At 69.1% G+C, this 21,065-nt stretch carries 21 protein-coding genes; 11 read left to right on the plus strand and 10 right to left on the minus strand.

The window, feature by feature from the left end:
• Positions 1-243: 243 nt before the first annotated feature.
• On the minus strand, positions 244-1,116 hold the full coding sequence (locus tag QHF89_RS39450; protein WP_284721521.1) for a hypothetical protein: 873 nt from the start codon (positions 1,114-1,116) through the stop codon (positions 244-246).
• A gap of 86 nt (positions 1,117-1,202) precedes the next feature.
• Between QHF89_RS39450 and QHF89_RS39455 the strand changes: the two genes are divergently transcribed.
• Positions 1,203-1,694, plus strand: a complete 492-nt coding sequence (locus tag QHF89_RS39455) for a hypothetical protein (protein WP_284721522.1) — start codon at positions 1,203-1,205, stop codon at positions 1,692-1,694.
• 77 nt (positions 1,695-1,771) lie between these two features.
• On the plus strand, positions 1,772-2,515 hold the full coding sequence (locus QHF89_RS39460) for a class I SAM-dependent methyltransferase (protein ID WP_284721523.1): 744 nt from the start codon (positions 1,772-1,774) through the stop codon (positions 2,513-2,515).
• Between the two features lie 361 nt (positions 2,516-2,876).
• Here the strand turns inward: QHF89_RS39460 and QHF89_RS39465 are convergent, their stop codons facing one another.
• The 3 genes from QHF89_RS39465 to QHF89_RS39475 form a co-directional block, all read right to left on the minus strand.
• Positions 2,877-3,569 (minus strand): hypothetical protein, encoded by a 693-nt coding sequence (locus QHF89_RS39465; protein WP_136969993.1) that lies wholly within the window; start codon positions 3,567-3,569, stop codon positions 2,877-2,879.
• A 92-nt stretch (positions 3,570-3,661) separates the two neighbouring features.
• Positions 3,662-4,240: a hypothetical protein gene (locus tag QHF89_RS39470; RefSeq protein ID WP_136969992.1), complete on the minus strand. Its 579-nt coding sequence runs from the start codon at positions 4,238-4,240 to the stop codon at positions 3,662-3,664.
• A gap of 3 nt (positions 4,241-4,243) precedes the next feature.
• Complete coding sequence (locus QHF89_RS39475; RefSeq protein WP_284721524.1) at positions 4,244-5,527, minus strand: AAA family ATPase; 1,284 nt, start codon at positions 5,525-5,527, stop codon at positions 4,244-4,246.
• Positions 5,528-6,186: 659 nt separating this feature from the next.
• Here QHF89_RS39475 and QHF89_RS39480 point away from each other — a divergent pair.
• Positions 6,187-6,849, plus strand: a complete 663-nt coding sequence (locus QHF89_RS39480) for a glutathione S-transferase family protein (protein WP_136969990.1) — start codon at positions 6,187-6,189, stop codon at positions 6,847-6,849.
• 61 nt (positions 6,850-6,910) lie between these two features.
• Positions 6,911-8,272, plus strand: a complete 1,362-nt coding sequence (locus QHF89_RS39485) for a hypothetical protein (protein ID WP_136969989.1) — start codon at positions 6,911-6,913, stop codon at positions 8,270-8,272.
• Positions 8,273-8,354: 82 nt separating this feature from the next.
• Here QHF89_RS39485 and QHF89_RS39490 read toward each other — a convergent pair whose 3' ends face one another.
• On the minus strand, positions 8,355-8,936 hold the full coding sequence (locus QHF89_RS39490) for a superoxide dismutase (RefSeq protein WP_136936288.1): 582 nt from the start codon (positions 8,934-8,936) through the stop codon (positions 8,355-8,357).
• A gap of 192 nt (positions 8,937-9,128) precedes the next feature.
• Between QHF89_RS39490 and QHF89_RS39495 the strand changes: the two genes are divergently transcribed.
• The 3 genes from QHF89_RS39495 (at position 9,129) to QHF89_RS39505 (ending at position 12,045) form a co-directional block, all read left to right on the plus strand.
• A complete protein-coding gene (locus QHF89_RS39495; protein ID WP_136936287.1) occupies positions 9,129-9,638 on the plus strand; it encodes a hypothetical protein in 510 nt (169 codons plus the stop codon).
• The gene (locus tag QHF89_RS39500; RefSeq protein WP_136969988.1) at positions 9,635-11,194 is read left to right on the plus strand and encodes a GMC family oxidoreductase N-terminal domain-containing protein; all 1,560 of its coding nucleotides are present in this window, start codon (positions 9,635-9,637) and stop codon (positions 11,192-11,194) included. The genes QHF89_RS39495 and QHF89_RS39500 overlap by 4 nt, the downstream gene beginning before the upstream one ends.
• Positions 11,195-11,268: 74 nt before the next feature.
• Positions 11,269-12,045 (plus strand): hypothetical protein, encoded by a 777-nt coding sequence (locus QHF89_RS39505; protein ID WP_136969987.1) that lies wholly within the window; start codon positions 11,269-11,271, stop codon positions 12,043-12,045.
• A gap of 15 nt (positions 12,046-12,060) precedes the next feature.
• Here the strand turns inward: QHF89_RS39505 and QHF89_RS39510 are convergent, their stop codons facing one another.
• Together QHF89_RS39510 and QHF89_RS39515 are read right to left on the minus strand one after the other, a co-directional pair.
• Complete coding sequence (locus QHF89_RS39510) at positions 12,061-12,678, minus strand: hypothetical protein (protein WP_136969986.1); 618 nt, start codon at positions 12,676-12,678, stop codon at positions 12,061-12,063.
• A 100-nt stretch (positions 12,679-12,778) separates the two neighbouring features.
• The gene (locus tag QHF89_RS39515) at positions 12,779-13,354 is read right to left on the minus strand and encodes a 3'-5' exonuclease (RefSeq protein ID WP_136969985.1); all 576 of its coding nucleotides are present in this window, start codon (positions 13,352-13,354) and stop codon (positions 12,779-12,781) included.
• Positions 13,355-13,408: 54 nt separating this feature from the next.
• Between QHF89_RS39515 and QHF89_RS39520 the strand changes: the two genes are divergently transcribed.
• Positions 13,409-14,425, plus strand: coding sequence for a hypothetical protein (locus QHF89_RS39520; protein WP_136969984.1), 1,017 nt, complete (start codon positions 13,409-13,411; stop codon positions 14,423-14,425).
• Here the strand turns inward: QHF89_RS39520 and QHF89_RS39525 are convergent, their stop codons facing one another.
• Positions 14,426-15,253: a lysophospholipid acyltransferase family protein gene (locus QHF89_RS39525; RefSeq protein WP_136969983.1), complete on the minus strand. Its 828-nt coding sequence runs from the start codon at positions 15,251-15,253 to the stop codon at positions 14,426-14,428. It lies immediately after the preceding gene.
• 65 nt (positions 15,254-15,318) lie between these two features.
• Between QHF89_RS39525 and QHF89_RS39530 the strand changes: the two genes are divergently transcribed.
• The gene (locus tag QHF89_RS39530) at positions 15,319-16,041 is read left to right on the plus strand and encodes a methyltransferase (protein WP_136969982.1); all 723 of its coding nucleotides are present in this window, start codon (positions 15,319-15,321) and stop codon (positions 16,039-16,041) included.
• 4 nt (positions 16,042-16,045) lie between these two features.
• Here the strand turns inward: QHF89_RS39530 and QHF89_RS39535 are convergent, their stop codons facing one another.
• Entirely contained in the window at positions 16,046-16,471 is a 426-nt protein-coding gene (locus QHF89_RS39535; RefSeq protein WP_136969981.1) for a rhodanese-like domain-containing protein, read from the minus strand.
• 86 nt (positions 16,472-16,557) lie between these two features.
• Here QHF89_RS39535 and QHF89_RS39540 point away from each other — a divergent pair, with 86 nt between their 5' ends.
• Both QHF89_RS39540 and QHF89_RS39545 read left to right on the plus strand, forming a co-directional pair.
• Positions 16,558-17,676, plus strand: coding sequence for a quinone-dependent dihydroorotate dehydrogenase (locus tag QHF89_RS39540; protein ID WP_136969980.1), 1,119 nt, complete (start codon positions 16,558-16,560; stop codon positions 17,674-17,676).
• A gap of 394 nt (positions 17,677-18,070) precedes the next feature.
• Positions 18,071-19,930 (plus strand): spermidine synthase, encoded by a 1,860-nt coding sequence (locus QHF89_RS39545; protein WP_136969979.1) that lies wholly within the window; start codon positions 18,071-18,073, stop codon positions 19,928-19,930.
• A 121-nt stretch (positions 19,931-20,051) separates the two neighbouring features.
• Here the strand turns inward: QHF89_RS39545 and QHF89_RS39550 are convergent, their stop codons facing one another.
• Entirely contained in the window at positions 20,052-20,954 is a 903-nt protein-coding gene (locus QHF89_RS39550; protein ID WP_136969978.1) for a DUF6687 family protein, read from the minus strand.
• Positions 20,955-21,065 lie beyond the last annotated feature (111 nt).

Raw genomic sequence — 21,065 nt, forward strand, 5'->3', positions numbered from 1 at the left:
CCCCCGCGCACACGTCCGCCTGCAAAGCTCGCAAATCCCCTGCGTGAAAAGCGCCTCCGACGCCTCGTCCACCGCCGCGCTCTCCTCGCCCCCGTCCTCCACATCCTCCGCGCGCGCCTCGCCGCCCGCGCCGACGACCATCGCCCCCATCACCCAGGCCAGCACCCCCGCCCACGGACGCACGCGCATCGGCCACCTCCCCTCGGGTTTCCTGGGGCCCGGCCGGCCAGCGTCAACCGCCCGCTACTTCCATTCGACGATGCTCGCCTTCCATTCCCCGTCCTCGAACCAATGCCGCTCCGCCGCCGTGACGAACGTGCCCATGGCCCGGCGGTTCACGACCAGCGCCGGAGGACGGCCCGCCTGCGTCTCGAAGCTCGAACCCTCGTAGCAACCGTGCGTGACCGGTTTGACCTTCAGGATCGCGCCAACGCCGGGCGTCCCCGCCGCGGGCCGCCGCTCCACCACGCGGCCCTCGTGCGGCACGAGGCGCCCGCCCTGGATACGCCAGAACGCATGCGAATCGCCGCACCAGCAGCTCGCGAGGCAACGAATCCGCTCGATCATCTCGATCAGGAACGCCCCCGGCCCCATCGTTCGCAGCTCGACGTCGAGCTCCGGCGAGAAGCGCTCGACTTGCACCGTCGCGCCCTTCTCGTCGATCAGCTCCACCCGGCTCGGGAGCAAATCACAAGGCGGCAGCGACGGATGCGTGCCAGCGCGCGCCGCCCCGGGCCGCGTGACGCGCGCATCCTCGAGCACGCGCAGCTTGCCCGCGCCGCCGTGCGCCCCGAGGTCCACGGGGAACGTCCGCCAGACCGCATAAAGCCGAAGATCGGGCGAGGGAATCGGCGGAGGTTTTTCAGGGTCGCAGTATCCAGTTTCCGTCGCATCCGCGTCCACGCCCGGAGGATCGGCGCTCGGCGAAGGCGCGGGCGTCGGCGCCGGCGCCACGACGGCCGCAGGAGGACTGCTCGGCGGGGCCACCGGGGCATCCCCGGTCGTCGAAGCGGGCGCGTCCCCGCGCGTGCAGGAAAGGAGCAAAAGCCCCACCGCCGCGAGGAAAGGCCCGACCGGGAGCGTCATCACCACCCGCACGATACGCCCGAGCCCCACCCGTACATCCAAAAATCTCCCACGTCCCCACGACGCTTCCTGCGCGCGCAGTCCCGTTCGGCCTCATCCTTGCAATCGCCCTCGACATGTCCCCGCGCGCGCTCGTGCTCGTCTCGCTTTCCGCCGCCGCCCTCGCGCTCCTCTCGCCCCATCACGCCCGTGCCTACGCGCCGGACGACTCGTGCAACCACGATAACATGGCGGTCTATTTCCCGTCTCCACTCCCCGAGCGCTTCGATTTGCTCCTCGATGGCAAGCCCTGCGTCTCGGTCACCTCGTCCCAAGGGCAATGCACGGTCACAGCCGCGCCGCAATCCGCGTGTTACGAGCTGGGGCAGCTCACGCACGCTCCAAGCGGCTGCTTCGAGGACGAGGGCGGCAAGTTCGTGGCATTCCAGGTTTACCCCGGGCATCAACCGCGTCTCGGCGTCCCCTTCACAATGGTGGCGCGCATCTGGACCAAGGAGGGCGTCACGGTGCGCGAGGGAAAAACTTCCATGGACTTCTGGGTCCCGCCGTACACGGAATACGAGCGAGGGCACGAAGTGCGATGTTACTACGGCGTCGTCCACTTCTGACGCCCCCCTCCCCCAAACACAACCGCCACGCTTTTTGGATAGCCCTCCCGCCCCCTCCCGCGCGACGATGTCCCGCCATGTCCTCCCCCCGCCTCTACGACGACCTCGCGTGGGTCTGGCCCTTCGTCAGCCCGCCCGAGGAATACCCCGAAGAGGTCGTCACCTTCCGGCGCCGATTCCAGCAAAAAGGCGTCCCCGACGGCGCCCACATCCTCCACCTCGGCTCCGGCGGCGGCTCGATCGACGTCCACCTGAAGCAACCCTACCGCGTCACAGGCGTCGACCTCAGCGCACCCATGCGCGCCCACGCAGCACGGCTGAACCCCGACGTCGAATACCTCCCCGGCGACATCCGCGACGTGCGCCTCGGCCGCACCTTCGACGCCGTCCTCCTGCACGACGCCTCCGCCTACATGACCTCCCTCGAAGATCTCCTCGCCGCCTACCGCACCGCCGCAGCCCACCTCCGACCCGGCGGCGTGATGGTCACACTCCCCGAGGAAATCCGCTCCTGCTTCGAGCAAAACCGCACCACCTGCTCCTCATACACCCAGGGCGATCGCACCGTCTCCACGATGTACATCGATCACGACCCCGACGAGACCGACACCTGGTTCGAGAGCACCTTCGTCTTCCACATCCGCGAAGGAAACCGCATCACCGTGGAGACCGACACCCACCGCGTCGGCCTCTACCACCTCGACGACATGCTCACCGCCATGCGCGAAGCCGGGTTCGACCCCGAAGTCTCTCGATGGGAACTCCCAGACCTCGACCCAGACGAAGACCGCCCCCTCGTGACCGCAACCAAGCAGGGCTAGCATCGGGAAACCGTTGCGCCGGGGCGCTGCCCCGGACCCCGCGGGGGCTGTCCGCCCCTCGACCCGGACCAGGCACGGCCTGGACCGAAGTGGAAGAACTGCGCAATGCGCAGTTCTTCCAACGAGCCGGTGGCAAGACCATGAAGGTGGGTTTCAAGCCGGCGACGCGTACGCTGCCCGTTGAAACGTCAGCGCCGCGGCCTTGGCTGACAGGGTCGTCGCCGGCCTTGACCCTGGCTGTTCGATGAACTGCGCATCGCGCAGTTCATCGACCCTGGGTCCAGCGCCTCGCTGGTCCGGGGTGGAGGGGGCGGACAGCCCCCTCCTGGGGCCTGGGGCAAAGCCCCAGCTCCGCGCCCCCTCAGAAAACGCCGAGCAACCCGATCTGCGTGTACAGCGCCGTGAGTCCGAGGGTCTCGCCGTTGTCGGTGCTGCTGTCTGGGTCGAGGATCCTGTAGTTGCCGGAGATGCCTGTGACGAGACTCATGGCCACGTGCGGATGGACCCAGTAGCGCACGCCTGGCGCTACGCGCCACCGTACACGAAGGCGCAACACGTCATCGAGGGGGACTGGCTGTGGATTGATGTCGGGGTCGACGGTCGTCACCGAATCCCAGGTCCCGAGGCCTATGGACACTGCGCCGAAGAGCTCGGCTCGACGGTCGGCGGATCTTGCGAGGGCCACCTGGAGTTCGGGCGCCACGATGAATGAATACGAGGTTGTCGTCCGCTCGCCGAGGACCTCGTTGCCGGTGTTGGGATCCGTCACCCGGAAGTCTTCGGCTTCGCTCCAGTTCGAGAAGTCGAAGCCGATGCCGAAGACGAATCGATCGTACTTGTAGCCGAAGGCGAGCCCGCCCTCGAAGGACGGGAACCCGGAGAAGTCGTTCCCGACCATGAGGGGCGTGCTGACGAGGCTCGTCTGGAGCGCGAAGCCGCTGTGCACGGGCCGCCCCTCGGGTTCGGCCGATGTTTGCGCGGCCGCGACCTCGGCTGTGAGGACCGCCGAGAGGGAGGCCACGAGGGCGAGCAGGGGTCGAAGCTTTGTAGGCATACGTGGTGTCTCCGGCAAGAAAGGAGACACCTGTATCATGGAACGTTTCAGCCGGAAACGAAGCGGCGACGGCCCCGCGCGGGGGGCGGCGGTCAAACGGGGAGGATGCCCGTGCAGAAATAGGAGATGTCGCGCTCGGGCACGGCCGGGAGCGTCGCCATGCCGAGGTCCCGCCAGATGGGGTGCTGCCTGTAAGGGCAGACCGCGCGCATCTGCCCGCCTCGCGGCTCGGCCACGCCCCTGCCGCGGAAGATGATCCCGCGGTACTGCAAGCGCGGCGGCGCCTGGTTCAGCCGGTGATGAACGGCCATTGATACGAGGTACTCGGCGAGCATCTTGCCGTTCTCGATCTGCTGCCGCGCGCCGCCGCTGTGGCTCGTCTTCAGCTCGCACAAGAAGACGTACACCGTCGGCGTGCGCTCGTCGTCGGGCTGGTAGAAGACCAGGTAGTCGCAGGCGCTCGTGAGCCCCTCGGCGTCGCTTCGGAGCAGAGGGATCCGCGCCAGCGGCACATCCAGCTTGAGCACCAGCGCCGGGCCGCGTTTTTTGATCACCACGGGCGGGCACGCGCTGCCTGGATCGGCTTCTTCGAGCCGGATGACGGCAGGGACGGTCCCGAACTCCGGGCGCACCACGTCACAGAGGGCCTGGAGGAGCGGCGACAGGGCCATGGCTCAACCGAAGCGCGCGGCGTAGATGGCTTGGGCGTCGGCGTTGAGGGCGGCGATTTCGTGTTCGATGGTCTCCACTTGGAATCCATCGACAGAAACGGGAACCAGTTGCGCAGTTTGTTCCTTGAACAGGTACACCCCGAGCTTTTCCGGCGGGAGGATCGAGGCGCGGTCGTAGCCGAGCTCGTCGATGACCTGGGCGACGCTCTCCTTGGGGTCGGAGAGCATGACGAGGTGGTTGAGCTCTCGCAGCACGTAGTCGCTGTGGGTGCTCATCATGATCTTGAACCCGCGGTTCACCGCCTTGGCGAGGACGCGGGCGATCTTGCGCTGGTTGTCGGGGTGGAGGTTCAGCTCGGGCTCGTCGATGATGAGAAAGTCGCCCGGCTTCGCCATGTGGCGGAAGTAAAAGACGAGGCTCGCCAGGGACTTCACGACGGAGGCCGTGAGGTGGACGGGCAGCGGGCGATCCCCGGCGCCATCGTGCGCAAAGGAGAGCTCGCCGAGGTCGGAGACGGTCACCTTGCCTCCGAGGACGGCGCGTTCGAGGTCGTCGGCCAGGTCGGCGAAGGAGCTCTTGTCCTTAGCGATGTTGGCCAGATCATTCGCCACCTGGAGGCTGTCTCGGATGGGCCAGGCATACCGGCCTGCGCGCCGCTGGAGCACGTCGGCGGGGTTCGTGCCCGCGTCGATCTCCAGCAGCTCGCTCACGAGCTCCGTCCGGTTGAGCGCGAGCTCCTTGGCGAACATGTTCACGGCGATCCGCTCGGCGGGAAATAGGATGCAACGGGGAAAGAGCCACTCCCACAGCGACGACACGAAGACGACTTGCCGCGCGGCTTGCGTGACCAGCTCGTCATCGTCGGGACCTACGAAGCGCGCGAGCGTCTCGCGCAGATCCAAGGTCGCTCGCTCGGCCGACCTTCCTCCGAGCTCCTCCTGCCCGAACAGAGACACCTTCGCTTGTTCGAAGGGCTCGGGGGCGGAGGCAAAGACGCGAGGGAGCGTCGATGCGCACGTTCGTGCGATTCGGCTCAGGATGGCATCCCAATCTGGCCGTGTGGCGGCGAGATCGATCTCTCCTCGGTCCGAGTTCACGAACGCTTCGAGGGCCGGGTCCTCGAGGAAAGCCGTCCGCTTGTCCCTCCGGAGACGATGCAGCCCGTACACGCTCCACGCGAGGTACGTCTTGCCGGTGTTGTTCGGCCCGGTCAGGACGATGAGGTCCTTCCCGAGGTCGATCTCGGCCTCGCGCAGCGGCCCCAGGTTCTCGACGTGGAAGCGCATCGGGTTCTCCTCGTCGCGGAGGCTACCCGCCGGTTCCCGTGCGGGCAAGTGCGGCGCCCCCACCTCCGCCCCCTCGGAACCCCCCGCCCCGTCCTTGTTTTCGCGTTCCACCTTCTTGCAACCACCCTCCCCGCCGCCGACACGCCTCCTCCGCACACGTGGACCTCTCCGCGCGGCGCAAGCGCGACCGTTCCGACATCTCGCAACGCTCCCCGCTCCGCCGCCGCGACGTTTCCGCATTCTCGCAACGGCCCTCCTTTTTGCAGAACCGGCGGTTCCGACATCGCGCAACGCCCCTCCCGCCGCTTCCGCCCTCGTTCCCCACGCGCAAAACCCCTCGCCCTTGGCTTCCGCGGCGCTTCCTCCTTCGCGTACCGCTCCCGCCGGCGGTTCCGCGCCCCTTCCGCTCTCGTGGAGGCGCGTTTCTCCGCATCCCCGCGCGCCTCCTTGCTCGTTCACGGCTGCCGGGAGGTCTCCTGCGCGGGTCCCGAAGGCGCGGACGAGCTGCGTTGCCGGCCGGCGGCGCGCACGCCCGAAGTGATCCCGGAGGGACGCGCGCGCGTCGGGCTCTCCGCACACGAAAGCCTCCCGTTGGCCGCGGCGGGGGAAGCATGCTACGCGCCGAAGAGGCAGACATTCCGTTTGTCGCCGGGAGATCCATGTCGATGGTACGAGTGTATGGTCACCCCTTCGCCGCATTTTATTGGAAGGCGCTCATTGCTCTGTATGAACGCAACGTACCTTTTGCCTTTTTGATGGTCGACGCCGAACACCCGGAGAACGTCGAAGCCGTTCGTCGCCTCGCCCCCACGGGCCAGTTCCCCGTCCTGGTGGACGGCGATCGCACCGTGATCGAATCGGCCGCCATCATCGAGTATCTCGACCTTCATCACGGCGAGGCGCCGCCCATGGTGCCGGCGGATCCACGCGCCGCCATCGAGGCGCGGCAGATGGACGGCGTGTTCGACGACTACGTCTCGGCGCCGCTGACACGGAGGGTCCTCAATGCCTTGCGCGAGGAGGACAAGCGGGATCCGTACGTGGACGCCGAGGCGAAGGCGACGCTCGACAAGAGTTATGCGTGGCTGAACCGCTGGATGGAAGGCCGCACGTGGGCGGCGAACGACGCCTTTGGCCTCGCCGACTGTGCGGCGGCCCCGGCGCTCTTTTACGCCCACTGGGGGCACCCGATCCCGGCGTCGCACACCGCGCTCCGGGACTATCGCGCGCGTCTGCTCGCGCGTCCCTCGATCGCGCGGGTCGTCGACGAGGCGAGGCCGTGGCGCGAGAACTTTCCCCTCAAGGCGCACACGCCGGACTGACGGCGCGCACGCTCACCGGTTTCGGATGGCGTGGACGGTACGCGCGAGCTACCGCACCGCCATGACGACGATCACCGCGCAGAACGTCAAGAAGACGGCGGCCGCCTTCGAGAAAAAGAGCCCCAAGAACTCGCTGCTCATCGACCTGATCGTCGCGAGCCGCTTCGCCGAAGCGCGGATCGTCGCGGACGCCGGCATCCACCTCGACCGGGACGAGAGCAGCTACCACTGCGGGCCCCTCTACGAAGCCCTCCGCCGCGCGGCGCCGAGCGAAAACGCGAACGCGCAACGCCGAACGGATCTGCACGCGCTCATCGAGAGGCTCTTCGAGCGCGAGGTTCCCTTGGCCCAAGGGAACGCGAACAGCTTCTTCACGTTATGGAATCCCGAGGACGAGGCCGCGGCGATCGAACGGACCCGGGACCTCGTCGCGCGCGTCGGCATCTCGTTCCGCTTCGGCAAAGGCATCTTCGGCGTCGTCGGCGACGGCGGCACCTTCCTGCACGCGGCGGCGGCAGCGCACTACCCGCTCCTGATCGAAGACCTGCTGCGCGCGGGTGTCGATCCGACTGTCGAGAGCTGGGACGGGACCGCGGCGCACCTCGTGGTCAAGCGCCTGCATCACGGCGCAGACCGGCTCGTCGCCTGCCTGCGCCCGCTTTTGGCCTCCCGCAAGCCCGACGCCGACCTGCTCGGGACGCTGCTCGATCAAGTCGTCACGCCCGAGGTGGGCGAAGGCGCGGCCAAGCAAGCCAAGGGATTCGAGAAGCTCTTGCCCGGCATCCTCGCGGCCTGCGCGCTGCTCGTCGACGCCGGCGAGCGCGTCGATACCCCCGACGCCCGGGGCTACCTCCCCATCGACCGCTTCCTCCTCGCCATGCAGCAATCGGGGGCCGCGCTCGCCCCGGGCTGGGAAGATCACGTCGACGACGACGGCCTCGAGGACGATGTGTATTTCGAGAAGCTCAGCTTCATGGGATCGGCGTCGGCGCAGACGTATGCCCGCGAGGTCGTGCGTTTCCTCGTCGAGCGCGGCGGCGCGAGCGGGCGCATGCTCTCCTTGGCGGCCACGGCGCAGCTCCCCTTCGCGCTCGCCTTCCTGCTCGAGCACACGAAGGCCGACGCGACGGCGCCGGTGAACGCGGAGGGCGACACCTTGTTGCATGCGGCGTTCACGCCCCACGAGAATCGGCCCCTCTTCAGCAGCACGATGACGGCGCGTATGCTCGCGTTCCTCGTCAAGCGCGGCTGCGACCCGGAGCAAAAAAACGCGGCGGGCAAGAGCGCCATCGACCTCTACGCCGTCGCGAAGCAGAACATCCCCGCCCCGCGCCGCGCGCAGATCGAGCGCGCCTTGGGCATCCGCAAGGGCGCGAAGAAGGCCCCCGCGGCGAAGAAGGCCACGAAGCCGGCAAAGAAGTGAGCCGAGGCGGAGTCGAGGGCGGGAAGGTCGTGGTGGGTCAGCCCCCGTGTGGAACGGGGGCCCGGGGGACAGGGGCGAGTGATCAGCCCCGCAGGTTCTTCGCGACGAAGTCCCAGTTCACGAGGCTCGTCAGGAACGTCTCGATGTACTTGGGACGCAGGTTCCGGTAGTCGATGTAATACGCGTGCTCCCACACGTCGATCGTGAGCAGCGCCTTCTGGCCGTGCTTCATCGGCAGATCCGCGTTGCCCGTCTTCGTCACGGCGAGCTTGCCGTCCTTCTGCACGAGCCAGGCCCAGCCCGACCCGAACTGCGTGGCGGCGGCGTTCGAGAACTCCTCCTTGAACTTCTCGAACGAGCCGAAGTCGCGCTTGATCGCGTCGGCGAGGTCGCCCGTGGGCTCACCGCCGCCACCCGGCTTCATGCTGTGCCAGTAGAACGTGTGGTTCCAGACCTGGGCCGCGTTGTTGAAGACGCCGCCGTCCGAGCGGAGGATGATCTCCTCCAGCGAGAGCGACGCCTCGGGCTTGCCGTCGATGAGCTTGTTGAGGTTCGTGACGTAGGCGTTGTGGTGCTTGCCGTGGTGGTACTCGAGCGTCTCTTTGCTGATGTGCGGCGCGAGGGCATCCTTCGCGTACGGGAGATCGGGGAGCGTGATGGCCATGGTCGCGTTTCCTCGTGAAGTCTCGTGGTTCACTTGTTCGCCGGCCAAAAGGCCAGCAGGCGGCGAGACTCTACTGACCCGGTCGTCCCTTAGGAAGTCAGAGAGTTCGGAAGGGTCGAACTTTCACAGGCATCGCCCCGGACGCACGAAGCCCTTGCCCCTGCCCCCCCGCTCCCCCTACGTTCCCCGTCCGTGAACGAGCTCGTCCGCTTCGCGCTCACGGCGTATTACCCACGCGTGGACGATCTCCCCGGCCTCGCCGAGCTCGGCGTGGACGAGAAGATCCAGCGCCTGCGCCGTGAATCCACGCTCCTCTTCTGGACCGGCATCGTCGCCGCCTCCGTGGCGTTCCAGATCGCGCCGCTCCTCACGATCCGAAAGCCCCTGCTCGCGAGCTGGCTCTCGGCGGAAGACCTCGACCAGCACGCCCACAAGATGGCGACGCACCCGGGCTACCTCGTCCGGCAGGTGACGTTCCTGATCAAGCTCGTGGGCGGCATGTTCTGGGGGCAGTCGGCAGAGATCCGCGCCTTCCTCGACCTCACGCCCTACCCCGAGGACCCCGGCACCCGCCGCGTCGAAGCCTTCGTCCCGCGCCAAGGGCCGCTGCCCGGCGGGGCGCCGGACAAGCTCTTGTCGCTCGGCAAAAAAGAGCGTGATCGCGGGCGCGACAAGGATCGCGGCAAAGGACTCCAAGCATGAGCACCGCCCCCCCGACCGCACCGAAACAACACACGGGCACGGCGCACGGCCGCCACGCGACGTTCACCTCGTTCGCGCAGGCAGGCCTCGAGACCGAGGTCGACTTCGTGGTCGTCGGCAGCGGCGCCGGCGGCGCGGCCGCGGCCGTGGTGCTCGCGCGGGCCGGGTATCGGGTCGCGATCGTCGAGGCCGGCCCGTGGCGCGCGCCCGAGGATTATCCTTGGACCACGTACGGTACGATCCGGGATCTCTTCCCCGACTGGGGCTCGCTCGTCACGCAGAGCCGCGCGCTCTGGCCCATCGTCCAGGCCTCCTGCGTCGGAGGCTCCACCGTGATCAACAGCGCCATCGTGGTCCGCACGCCCGGCGACGTGTTTACGCGGTGGGAGCGCGAGTACGGCATCGATGGACGCGCGCTGGAGAAGCGCGTGTGGGAGCACCAGGACCGCATCGAGCGGGAGCTCTCGGCGACGGTCGTGCCGCCCGACGCGCGCGGGCTCTTGAACACGCTGGCCATGGATGCGGCGGAGAAGCTCGGCTGGTCGTCGCATTACATGGTGCGGTACGCGAAGGACTGCGAGGGCGCAGGGCAGTGCCTGCAAGGCTGCCGCAAGGGCCGCAAGCAAAGCACGAACGTCAACTACATCCCCGAGGTGCTGGAGCGCGGCGGCTACGTGCTCTCGACCGCGCCGGTGAAGGATCTGCTCTTCGACGGGCGGCGCGTGATCGGCGTGACGGGCCGCTTTCAGGACCCGGAGACGCGCAAGTTCGGAGCGCGCTTCACCGTCCGCGCCCGCAAGGCCGTGTTCGTGGCCGCGTCCGCGACGCAGTCGCCGATCCTGCTCGCGAAGAGTGGCATCAAGAGCCGCGCGCTCGGCACGCTCTTCCGGGCGCACCCGGGCACGGGCGTGTTCGGCGTGTACGACGATCCGGTCGATCAGAACATCGGCGCGACACAAGGCTGGGCCTCGACCGCGTTCCGGCAGGATCCGGGGCTCAAGCTGGAGACACTCGCGATCCCGCCGGAGATGGTGGCGGGGCGGCTGCCGGGCGGCGGGGCCGAGCTCATCCGGAGGTTCCGCGAGTACCGGCACGTCGCCATGTGGGTCGCCGCCGTGCGGGCCGAGTCCGTGGGCACGGTGAAGCCAAGCCTCTTCGGCGGCCCCGTCGTGAAATACCAGCTCGACGAGGCCGACATGCGCAAGCTCCGCAAGGGCCTCTCCATGGTGACGCGGATGCACTTCGAGGCCGGCGCGCGCGAGGTCATCCCCGGGATCTTCGGGCTGCCCTACAAGATCGGCCCGGACGAGATCCACCTCATCGACGAGGGCCCGACCGATCCGCGCTGCTACGTCGCCATCCTCTCGCACCTCTTCGGCGGCTGCCCGATGAGCGCGGACCCGCGCCAAGGCGTGGTCGACGAGCGCGGCAAGGTGCACGGCTACGAGGGGCTCTACGTGGCGGACGCGTCGGCCATCCCGACGACGATCGGCGTGAACCCGCAACACACGATCATGGCGCTCGCCTCCGTGTGGGCGGAGAACCTGGTGTCCTGATCGCGCGGCGGCGGCGGCGGCGCGCCGATGTCGCCCGCTTGGCCCACGCCCGCGCGGGTCCGTACGCTGGGGGCATGCCTGGATTGCCCCGCAACAGCCGTCCCCCGCACCCCGCCACGATCCAGCGCGCCGAAGCCCCGCACCCCGCGAGGATCGTCCAGTCGAAGGCCACGCCCGCGCCCTCCGCGCCACGCGGCCCGCACGCCGCGAAGGGCGCCGTGGTCCAGCGGCAGGTGGCCCTCGACGCCCTGCAGGCGATGTGCACGACCCTGTTCGGCTCGTACACGAGGGCCGTCGAGTTCCAGGCGATGAGCATCGACAACACGGTGACCATCGCCGGCAACAAGTACACGGGCGGCGTGGCGGCATTGGCCGCTGACATCCCGGACTGGGATGGGCCCAAGACGACGACGATGCTCGGCGCGACGGTGCTCGGAGACACCGGGGTGACGAAGGGGAAGAACATCAAGACCGCCGCGGACGCGACCGCCGCGGCCACGAAAAACACCCAAGCGGGCGTGATCCTGCTCCTGAACGACCTCGAGGCCGGCGGGAACGACCTGCACGCCGAGCAGAAGCTCCTGCACGTGGTGGCCGAACGGATGCGGATCGAGCGTCCCTTCGGGATGAACGTGCGTATCGCAGGAAGGAACCCGCCGTGTGATTCGTGCCGGGAGGTGCTCATCGCCTTCGCGAAAGCTTATTCGGACTGCGGATACGGGACGCTCACCTACGACACCACGCGCGGGCAAGCGCGAGGGCCCGCGCAGCTCGATCTCGCCTCGTTGTACCCCGACGCGGAGTTCCGGTTCGGGGACTTCGTCGGCCAATACACCCGCGCGCTCGGCTGACGAAGGGCCGCGGCTTCAGAACCCGATTTCGAGCCGCGCGCCCGAAGGCCCGATCGACACCGTCACCGCCTTTTCGGGCTCCGGGGTCTTCGGTTTGCTCTTCGCGAGCTGCATGCCCGGCAGCATCATCAGGAGCCCGAGCCCGGCCATGCCGAGCCCCGAGAGCGAAACGACGGCGCCCGCGCCTCCGCTCATGTCCTTGCTCGTCAGGCCGAGCGCGCCCATCACCACGCCGCTCACGAAAAACGGCATCCCCGTCCCGACGAGCACGCCGCCCGCGACGCGGTCCCGGACGAGGTAATCGTCGTACGAGGCGCGGACCGCGGTGATCTCGGCGAGCGGGATCTCGCGCTGGTCGTCCCGCGTGCGCACGACGAGCCGATCGCCGAGGGTCGCCGCGCGGATCGGCGCGGGATACACGAGCGTCGACGCGCCCTTGCGCAGGACGGTGACGGTCGTGAGGTGGCCGTAGACGACCTTCCGTTTGCCGTCCTTGGTGGGGATCGTGGGAAAGGGTCCGGAAGGGCCGGGCGAGGCGTTGGCGAGCGCCGGCAGCTCCGCGGGCGCGAGCGTGACGTGGCTCGTGCACGCGGCGAGCCCGAGCGAGCTCGCCACGGCCAGCGCCACCGTCATCGCCTTCGTTCGCGCCCGGGACATCATCCTCCCCGAGCGCGATGCTTTCACGGCCCGTCGCCGCCGGCAAGAAAGCTCCTGCGGGCGGCAAGGTCCCGTCTCACCCTGTGGGCCGCGTCTCCGGAATCGGCACCCGTCCGATCGCGTAAGGCAGGATCCGCGCGATGTTGCGCGCGTCGTCGATGCCGCGATGATGCGTCCCGAGGAGCGGGAGCGCGAGGCGCTCGAGCGCGCTCGCCATGCCGTAGCGCGTCGTCTCCCCGAGGGCCGCGGAGAAGCGCTTCTTGATGTTCATGTGCCCCTGGAGCGGCAAGGGCACGCCCCAGCGGTTCGCGTCGATCTCGAACTGCTTGCGGTCGTAGTCGCCCCACGAGCCGAAGAGCGCGTCGCGATCGCCGACGAAGCGCCCGAGCGCCTCGATCGCCGCCGGGAACGTGGGCGCGCCGTCGACGTCCGCCTGCGTGATCGTCGTGAGCTTCTTGCAAAAATCCGTGAGCGTCGGCCGGATGACCGGGCGCACGAAGGTGGCGAACTCGCCGACCGGTTCGAGCGTCGCGCCGTCCACGAGGACCGCGCCGATCTCGATGATCTCCATGATCTTCTCGGGGATACGCCCCTCGTCATCACACGTCGCTTCCAGATCGATCACCAGGAAAAATGCAGGTTCCTTCGCCATCGCCGTCCTCCTTGTTGGTTGTTCGGAAACCTTGATACGCTCCCCGCGACGAAAATGCCCGGACACGAACCCGGACACGCTGCTCCCGCAGGCTTTTCCTGGGAGGATTACGTCGCCTGGCTCGTCGCGCAGCACGGCTCGCTGACGGCGGTCGCCGAGCGGCTCTCGTCGCTCCGCGGCTACGAGGACGACGTGTACTCGATCGAGCGCGCCTTGCGCCGGCTGCGGACGCGCGGCCAGCGCGACGGCGGGACCTGGGGGGCGCGCGCGCTCGCGGCCTTTGGCCTGCCGGACGCGCTCACCGAGCGGGCCCGCTGGATGGGCGCGTATCACTCGCGCTTCACGGATCTGCCCCTGCCCCTCGCCCAGGATCTCCTGCGGTTATGGGATCGCCCTCCGGTGAGCGAAGAGCCGACCTCGCACGTGTTCCTCGCCCTTGCGCACGCGACATGCGTGCTCCGCGCGGACGACCGCGACGCGGCGCGGACCCACCTCGCCCGGATCCGCCCGCTGCTCGGCAAAGCCCCGCCGGAGGCGCGGATCGAGGCGCTGCTCACGGAGGCCTTCGTCGCGAGCCGGGAGGACGTGGCGCGCGTGCCCGGGCTGCTCGAAGAGATCGAGCCCTTGTTCGAGCTCTCGATGCCCGCCCACGACAAGGCCTGCCTGTTCGCGCGGTGGATCGATCAATGCGCCTTCGAGCGGAACCGCTCCTGGGGCGGCAAGCAGCCGGATCCAGCGGCCGCGGAGGCGCTCTACCAGCGCATCCCGGAGGACGGTCCGGCGTTCGCGCGGGCGCGGCGGGCGAACGGGCTCGCGTATGCGCGCTGGAAGCAAGGATTTCTCGAGGAAGGCGCGGCGCTCGCGCGGGAGGCGTGCCGGCACGCGGGCGACGGCGGGCACATGCGGATGCGCGCGATGGCGCTCAACATGCTGGCGCGGATCGTCGGCGGCGAGGAAGGCGCAGACGCGAAGCGGCGGGCGATGGCGATCGCGAACGAGCTGGAGGACGAGGTGCTGCGGCTCAGGTTCGAGCGGCGGGGCGGGAGCAAGGGGAGCAAGGCGGAGGGGTAATCAAGCCGCGGCCTGCTCGACCTTTTCTTTCTCGGCCACCGCCGGGACGCCGGGCAGCGGCTTCTGATCGTCGTGTAGCTTCTCCACGAACACGTTGAACACCTCGGCGGCGTGCTCCCGCGCCGTCTCCGCGCGCCAGCCGGACGTATCGATCGCCGGCAGGACCTCGATGTCCACCGTGGTCGGCTGCACGTAGAGCGTGTGCTTCACCCAGTTCTTGTGCACGCCGTGGAGGACGACCGGCACCACGGGCAGGCCCGTGGCGATGGCGAGGTGCACGAAGCCGAGCTTGAGCGGCCGCAGGCGCCCGTCGCGGCTGCGCGTGCCCTCGGGCATGATCCAGATGGAGAGACCGTGCTTCTTCACCGTCCTCGCGATGCCGGACATCGCCGCGATGGCCGATCCCTTGTTCGCCCGATCGAGCCAGAGGTGCCCCGACAGGAGGTAGAGCTGGCCGAAAAAGGGAATCCGGAGGACCTCTTTTTTCATCACGCCGCACCCGCCCACCGGGCAGAGCCAGATCGAGAGAAACGCGTCGAGCGTGGAGGTGTGATTGGCGACGTAAATGGCGGGGTGATGCTTGCCGATGCGATCGCCGTCGTGGAGGACGGGCGTGACGCCGGCGATTCTCGTGATCGAATAGCCGATGAGCTTGCCGTAATAGTTGCAGAGCTTGATGCGCAGGACCCGGAACGGGAGGAGCAGCAGCGCGATCAGGATGGTCACGGTGGACGCCACCGCGACCAGCGTGAAGCCGACGACGAAACGAACGGCCGAGGAAAGCGCGGCCAGGGTCGTTCGCCCCGACGAGGAAGCATGGTCCGACATGAAGAAGCGGTTCTCCAGAAGGGAAACGTGCGCACCGTACCACGAACCCACGTTAGGATTTCGTCATGATTACGTCCGAGGCCGTCGAGCGAGCCCTGCACGAGCTCTTCATCGTCGCGGAAGGCACGAAGCTCCGGCGCGAGGACAAGAAGAAGTCGGTCGAGGTGGCCGCGCTGCTCGGTGAAATCGAGCGGCACCGCAAAGATGCTCTCCTCGTGGACGCGGCCGCGGGCAAGGCGTACGTGGGGCTCGTCGGCGCCGCGCTGCTCGGGTTCACGCGGATCCACGTGATCGAGCGCGAGGCCACGCGGATCGCGGCCTGCGAGGCGGCAGCCGCGCGGCTCGGGGCGGGGATCGAGCTTCGGCTCGCGGCGGGCGATGTGGGCGATGCGGCGTGCTGGCCCGAGGCGCCCGCGGTCGTGGTGGCGCTGCATGCGTGCGGGGCGGCGTCGGACGTGATCCTCGACGCGGCGAGCGGCGCGGGCGCGAAATGGATCTACCTGGTCCCCTGCTGTTATGCGGCGAGCGTGCCGTTCGCGGCGGCGGCCGAGGCGAAGGCCGACGCGCTCGGGATGCCGCGGCAAGCCGAGGTGCGGCGGCGGTTCGTCATGTCGCTCGTCGATGCGGAGCGGGCGCTCCGGCTGGAGGCGGCCGGCTACGAGGTGACGATCGCGGCGTTCGTGCCGCCCACGGTGACCCCGCACAACCTGCTCTTCCGCGCGCGGCGCGTGCGCGAGCCCGGTCGCATGCGCGAGGCGGCGGCGCGGCTCGCGCGCCTCCGGGCTTGAGCGGCTACTTCGCGTCCCAGTCGTTGATCCCGCCGAGGTTCGTGACCTGCGTGTACCCCGCGTCGAGCAGGATCTTCTTGGCGCGCGCGGCGCGCGAGCCGGCGGCGCAGTGCACGACGATCGGCTTCGTCTTGTCGCCGCCCGTGAGTTTTTCGACCTCGGAGAGGCGTGTTTCGAACTCACCCACGGGGATGTTCGTGGCGTTGTCGAGGTGGCGCTCGGCGTACTCGTCCGGCGTGCGCACGTCGATCAGGACGCCGCCCTCGGACACGAGCTTCCGCGCGAGCGCCGGGTCGCGGTCCGGCAGGCCCGTCTGCGCGGACGGTTGTTGCGACGGCCCGGGCGGCGCGGCCGACTCGTCCTTCGAGCAGGCCGGGAGGGCGGCGAGGAGGGAAACCAGGACGGCGGCGGAAAACGCAGGGGTTCGCATGGCTCCCGACTCCTGCCATCCCGCGCGCCGAGGCGCAAGACACGCCTTGACGCACGCCCGCGGCGTCGTATTCCGTCGCTCGCCCGATGTATCGCCTGCTGTTTCGCCTGGTCCTCCGCCGCATGTCCGCCGAGACGGCCCACCACCTCGGCTTTGGCCTGCTCCGGTTCTTGATGGCCCTGCCCTTCGCGCGCGCCCTCGGGAGGCGGCTCTTCGGCCCGCGGGATCCGCGCCTCGGGGTGCGGGCCTTGGGCCTCGATTTCCCGGGCCCGCTCGGCCTCGCCGCCGGGTTCGACAAGGACGCGCGTGGGTTCGAGGCGCTCGGGGCGCTCGGGTTCGCGTTCGTGGAGATCGGGACGGTCACGGGCGAGGCGCAGGGAGGAAACCCGAAGCCGAGGCTCTTCCGGCTTCCGGCGGATCGGGCGCTCGTGAACCGCATGGGCTTCAACAACGAGGGCTCACGCGCGGCGGCAGAGCGGCTCGCGAAGCGGCGGCCGGGCGGCGTGATCGTGGGCGCGAACATCGGCAAGACGAAGGTCGTGCCCGAATCCGAGGCCGCGGCCGATTACGTGGCGAGCGCCGAGCGCCTCGCCGCGCATGCCGATTACATGGTGGTGAACGTGAGCTCGCCGAATACGCCAGGCCTGCGGGATCTGCAATCTGCCGAGAAGCTGCGCCCGCTGCTCGCCGAGGTGCGCACGGCGCTCGATCGCGCCTCGCCCGGACGGCGCGTGCCGCTGCTCGTGAAGATCGCGCCCGACCTCGCGGACGAGGACATCGACGCGATCGGCGACCTCGCGCGGGAGCTCGGCCTCGACGGGATCATCGCGACGAACACGACGATCCGCCGGGATGGCCTCGCGACGGACGCCGCAGAGGTCGCGGAGATCGGCGCGGGAGGGCTCTCGGGGAAGCCCGTGAAGGCGCGGGCGTTGGCCGTGCTCCGAAGGCTCCGCGCGCGGGTAGGCGATTCGATGGTGCTCGTGGCGGCCGGGGGGGTGGAGAACGCGGACGACGCGTGGGAGCGCCTCGCCGCGGGGGCGACGCTGGTGCAGGCGTACACGGCGTTCATCTACGAAGGCCCCGCGTTCGCGCGGCGGATCCACGAGGGGATCCTTTCGCGGATGCGCGCGGAGGGGATCGGCTCGATCGCGGAGCTCGTGGGCAAAGAAACGCGTGCACCGAACCCCCCCTTTCGAGGCTGAGCATTGGTCTCATCTCGGGGCCGCCTCGCTGGGGCGTTGCCCCAGGCCCCACCCGGGGCTATCCGCCCCGGGACCCGGACCAGCGAGGCGCTGGACCCAGGGTCGATGAACTGCGCATCGCGCAGTTCATCGAACGGGCCGAGTCAAGACCACGAGCGACCCCGCCAGCCAAGACGGCAGCGCTGACGGTTCAGCCGGCAACGAACGGCCTGTGGGAAGAACTGCGCATCGCGCAGTTCTTCCCCAAAGGGTCCAGGGCTGGCCCTGGTTCGGGTCGAGGGGCGAACAGCCCCCGCGGGGCCCGGGGCAGCGCCCCGGCGCGGCGGCTTGCGATGAGACCAATGCTCAGCTTGCAAGCTGTGTGCTCTCCCTGTGGAACTGGTAGGTTTCCGCCATGCGTCGCAGGTCTCTCTCCTCCGCCCTCCCCTGGCTCGCCTCCGCGCTCCTTGCGGCGTGCACCGGCAGTGCGCCTCCGGCGCGCGAGGCCTCACCTGCGTCGATCCCGAACTCGCCGCCTCCGCCCGCGGCTCCTACGCTCCCGCCGGGCGTGCTCGCAGAGGGGGCCGGCGCGCAGGGAGTCGTACGCGTCGAGGAGCGCGATGGACTGCGGCTGCTGACCATTGACGGCGTCGTACAAGCAGCCGTACCGACGGGCAGGCGGGATATCGTCGCGTCCCCAGATCCCCTGGTCAAGCTGGTGCGCGCGGCCCGGCCAAACGCGAGGACCGTGTTGGTCATCGGGCTCGGGAGCGGGCGGACCGCCGCCGCGCTCGCGGCCGCGGGGCTCGAGGTCGAGGTCGCGGAGCTGGAGCCCGCCGTCATCGATTTCGCGCGCCGGTTCTTCGGCTATCAAGGGCACGCCGTCGCGTCCGATGGTCTCGACTATCTCGCGCGTGCCCGCAAGACGTACGATATCGTCGTCGTCGACGCATTCAACGGGAAAGAGCCGCCGCGGCGCTTTCTCACGCGCGATGCGCTCGAGAAGATGGGTCTGCGGAGCGGCAGCGCAACCCTCATCGCCGCGCGTTGGCGGGGCTCGCCCCACGGATCGTCTTCCCCCGCGGTGCCCCATCTCATGGGCAATACCCTCATCTTCTCGCAGCTATTCGGCAGCGGTGTGGGGGACGAGGAGCAAAATCTTTATCTCATCGCGTCCGCGACCCCGGCGAACCTGATTGGCCCGCAGGGGATCGCCGCCTGGCCGATCCCCGGAGCCTTGCCGGAGCACGCGCGCCCGGCCGCCACGGCTGTACCCGGCTCGCCAGCGTCGCGCCGGGTGACATTGCTCGGTTATCTGGTGCGCGCGCGAGAGGACGGAGCGCTTTGCATCGATTTGCCGCACTACGAGATGGGAGCGCAGCGCTATCGGCTCTCCGGCCCCGCCGTCGATGCGCTCACGAAGCTCCTGCCAAGCGGCGAGGCTGCGCCCACCGACGGAGATATCGGATCCGACGGCGATACGAAGGCGACGCTCCGTGATCTGCTCGGCGGCGGAGGGTTCAAGCGTTCTGACGTGAGGTTCTCGTCCGTGGTTGTCGCGGTCGAGGGAGACGCAGCGCTCGCCGCTGTCGTGCACCCGGACGCTGCGAGTGGCGTTCCGAAGGAGATCCGCGGGGACGCCCCAACCGACCCCCGCCTGCCCTTTGGCGGTGCACTCTACGATCTGGTGGTCGACAAGGTGCTTTTCACGTTCGATCGCTCTGCGTGGTCGAAGCAAAAAACAAAGCTATCGCCCATCGCCGCCCGCGCTGTGAAGGCGATCGGGGCGCATGACTTCGATGCCGCCGGAAAGAGCATCGTCGAGTACCTCGCGATCTTGCGGCGCGACCTCGGCCCGTTCGCGGAACAGCTCGCGGCCTTTGCGGAGGTGTCGCGCGTGCAGAGGCAGATCGAACGCGAGAGCGCGGCGGTGCGGGCGGAGTCTGCGTTCGTGATCGCGAAGGCGTGCGACCGCGCCGGTCACGCCGCCGGGATCGATCGATTCACGAGCGCGAGCGAAGACGCGAAGGCGTTCGTGAGCGCGCTGCGTGGCTGCGCGCGGCGAGGCTACCGAGAGGCGCGGCAAAAGGAGAGCGGAGAGGGAGCGCGTACCGCGACGGCGCGGCTGTACGCGTTGCTGCAGGACGATATACTCGAGGTACAACCGAACTCGGTGGATGGGCGCCGGATCGAGGCCGAAATAGCCGCGATCGAGAAGAGTGTGCCCGAAGTTCAGCCATTGCAAGAACCGCCCAGGGAGACATTGGGCCCGTGAGTCACCGCCCGTGCTTGCCGGATTTGCTAGGGCCGGTTTCCTCGGCCTGGCGAAGCCCGGCCGATTCACCCCCGAGGCAAGACCACTTCGCGATCTTGCAGAGCGCCCAACGGCGCTCTCGTCAGGCCTCGAACCGCTCGCGCGCGAGCAGCCGTTCCGCCATCCCGCGCGGCTCCTCCCGAAGCGGCGCCGTCGTGCGGAGCAGGCCCGTCATTCCGAAATCGACGCCCTTCATCGCCCATTCCGGCCCGAGCCCCGCCGCGAGCTCATGGCGGCTCGGCGCGGAGATCACGGGCCGCACGACCGTATCGGCCCAGGCCCAGCGCGGCATCTCGTACCGATAGCGGAACGATCCGTCCGGCTCCTCGAATGCAAGGAGCAGCCGGCGCACGCCCTCCCCCGTCGCACCGAGCTTCGCAAGCACGGCGCCCGGCGCCTCGGGCACGCCCGGCCCGTGGTGGAACACGCGGATCGGGCCGACGGCATAAGAAACCACGTCCCCCGCGTTCGCGCGCCGCTCGGCTTCGAGCAACGCGGAAAACGACGTCCCCCAAAGATCCTCGCGCGCATCGATGGTGCGCACGAGCTCGCCGAGCGCGGCGAGCGCGATCGGATACGCGCTCGCCTCGGGCTTCAGCGTGACCAGACGTCGGATCGCCATGTTGAGCCAGATCCCCCGCGTATCGGCCGGCCATTCCTCGAAATCGCCCGCCTCGGCCGCCGCGACGAGGAGCTCCGCGTGCGCCGCGGCCGTCTCCGGGTCGAGCAGCGACCAGACGGCGAGCACGCCATCCACGTCGAAATGGTTGTTCACGACGATGGCGGGCCCGTCGGCCGGTGAGGCCTCGCGGACGAACGCGAGCGCGATTTCGACGGAGGTATCGGCCTTGAAGGCTTTGGGCGTTCGATTCTTCGCCCAGTGGCTCAGATCGAGGGCCGCGCCCGCGACGAGCCCGTCGCAGGCGACCGCGCCTTCGGGCGCACGCTTGCCCATGGGGACGAACTCGAAATGTCGCGCGACCATGCGCGAAGAGTAGCACGGAAGGCGCGACCGAGCGGGGACGCAGGCGGACGCACGGGGGCGCCCGATTGACGGGCGCGCTCGTGGGCTCGACATCCCCCGAGAGAGCCGCGG

The organism is Polyangium sorediatum (assembly GCF_029946465.1).
In the GTDB taxonomy this organism is placed as follows: Bacteria; Myxococcota_A; Polyangia; order Polyangiales; family Polyangiaceae; genus Polyangium; species Polyangium fumosum.

Excerpts from the sequence above, each read along its gene's own strand:
- QHF89_RS39500 (WP_136969988.1), top strand. The coding sequence starts at position 9,635 with ATGAGCACCGCCCCCCCGACCGCACCGAAACAACACACGGGCACGGCG.
- QHF89_RS39505 (WP_136969987.1), top strand. The coding sequence starts at position 11,269 with ATGCCTGGATTGCCCCGCAACAGCCGTCCCCCGCACCCCGCCACGATC.
- QHF89_RS39545 (WP_136969979.1), top strand. The coding sequence starts at position 18,071 with ATGCGTCGCAGGTCTCTCTCCTCCGCCCTCCCCTGGCTCGCCTCCGCG.
- QHF89_RS39510 (WP_136969986.1), bottom strand. The coding sequence starts at position 12,678 with ATGACGGTGGCGCTGGCCGTGGCGAGCTCGCTCGGGCTCGCCGCGTGC.
- QHF89_RS39465 (WP_136969993.1), bottom strand. The coding sequence starts at position 3,569 with ATGCCTACAAAGCTTCGACCCCTGCTCGCCCTCGTGGCCTCCCTCTCG.
- QHF89_RS39530 (WP_136969982.1), top strand. The coding sequence starts at position 15,319 with ATGATTACGTCCGAGGCCGTCGAGCGAGCCCTGCACGAGCTCTTCATC.
- QHF89_RS39460 (WP_284721523.1), top strand. The coding sequence starts at position 1,772 with ATGTCCTCCCCCCGCCTCTACGACGACCTCGCGTGGGTCTGGCCCTTC.
- QHF89_RS39525 (WP_136969983.1), bottom strand. The coding sequence starts at position 15,253 with ATGTCGGACCATGCTTCCTCGTCGGGGCGAACGACCCTGGCCGCGCTT.
- QHF89_RS39475 (WP_284721524.1), bottom strand. The coding sequence starts at position 5,527 with ATGCGCTTCCACGTCGAGAACCTGGGGCCGCTGCGCGAGGCCGAGATC.
- QHF89_RS39550 (WP_136969978.1), bottom strand. The coding sequence starts at position 20,954 with ATGGTCGCGCGACATTTCGAGTTCGTCCCCATGGGCAAGCGTGCGCCC.
- QHF89_RS39470 (WP_136969992.1), bottom strand. The coding sequence starts at position 4,240 with ATGGCCCTGTCGCCGCTCCTCCAGGCCCTCTGTGACGTGGTGCGCCCG.
- QHF89_RS39515 (WP_136969985.1), bottom strand. The coding sequence starts at position 13,354 with ATGGCGAAGGAACCTGCATTTTTCCTGGTGATCGATCTGGAAGCGACG.
- QHF89_RS39455 (WP_284721522.1), top strand. The coding sequence starts at position 1,203 with ATGTCCCCGCGCGCGCTCGTGCTCGTCTCGCTTTCCGCCGCCGCCCTC.
- QHF89_RS39540 (WP_136969980.1), top strand. The coding sequence starts at position 16,558 with ATGTATCGCCTGCTGTTTCGCCTGGTCCTCCGCCGCATGTCCGCCGAG.
- QHF89_RS39485 (WP_136969989.1), top strand. The coding sequence starts at position 6,911 with ATGACGACGATCACCGCGCAGAACGTCAAGAAGACGGCGGCCGCCTTC.
- QHF89_RS39480 (WP_136969990.1), top strand. The coding sequence starts at position 6,187 with ATGTCGATGGTACGAGTGTATGGTCACCCCTTCGCCGCATTTTATTGG.
- QHF89_RS39520 (WP_136969984.1), top strand. The coding sequence starts at position 13,409 with ATGCCCGGACACGAACCCGGACACGCTGCTCCCGCAGGCTTTTCCTGG.
- QHF89_RS39535 (WP_136969981.1), bottom strand. The coding sequence starts at position 16,471 with ATGCGAACCCCTGCGTTTTCCGCCGCCGTCCTGGTTTCCCTCCTCGCC.
- QHF89_RS39490 (WP_136936288.1), bottom strand. The coding sequence starts at position 8,936 with ATGGCCATCACGCTCCCCGATCTCCCGTACGCGAAGGATGCCCTCGCG.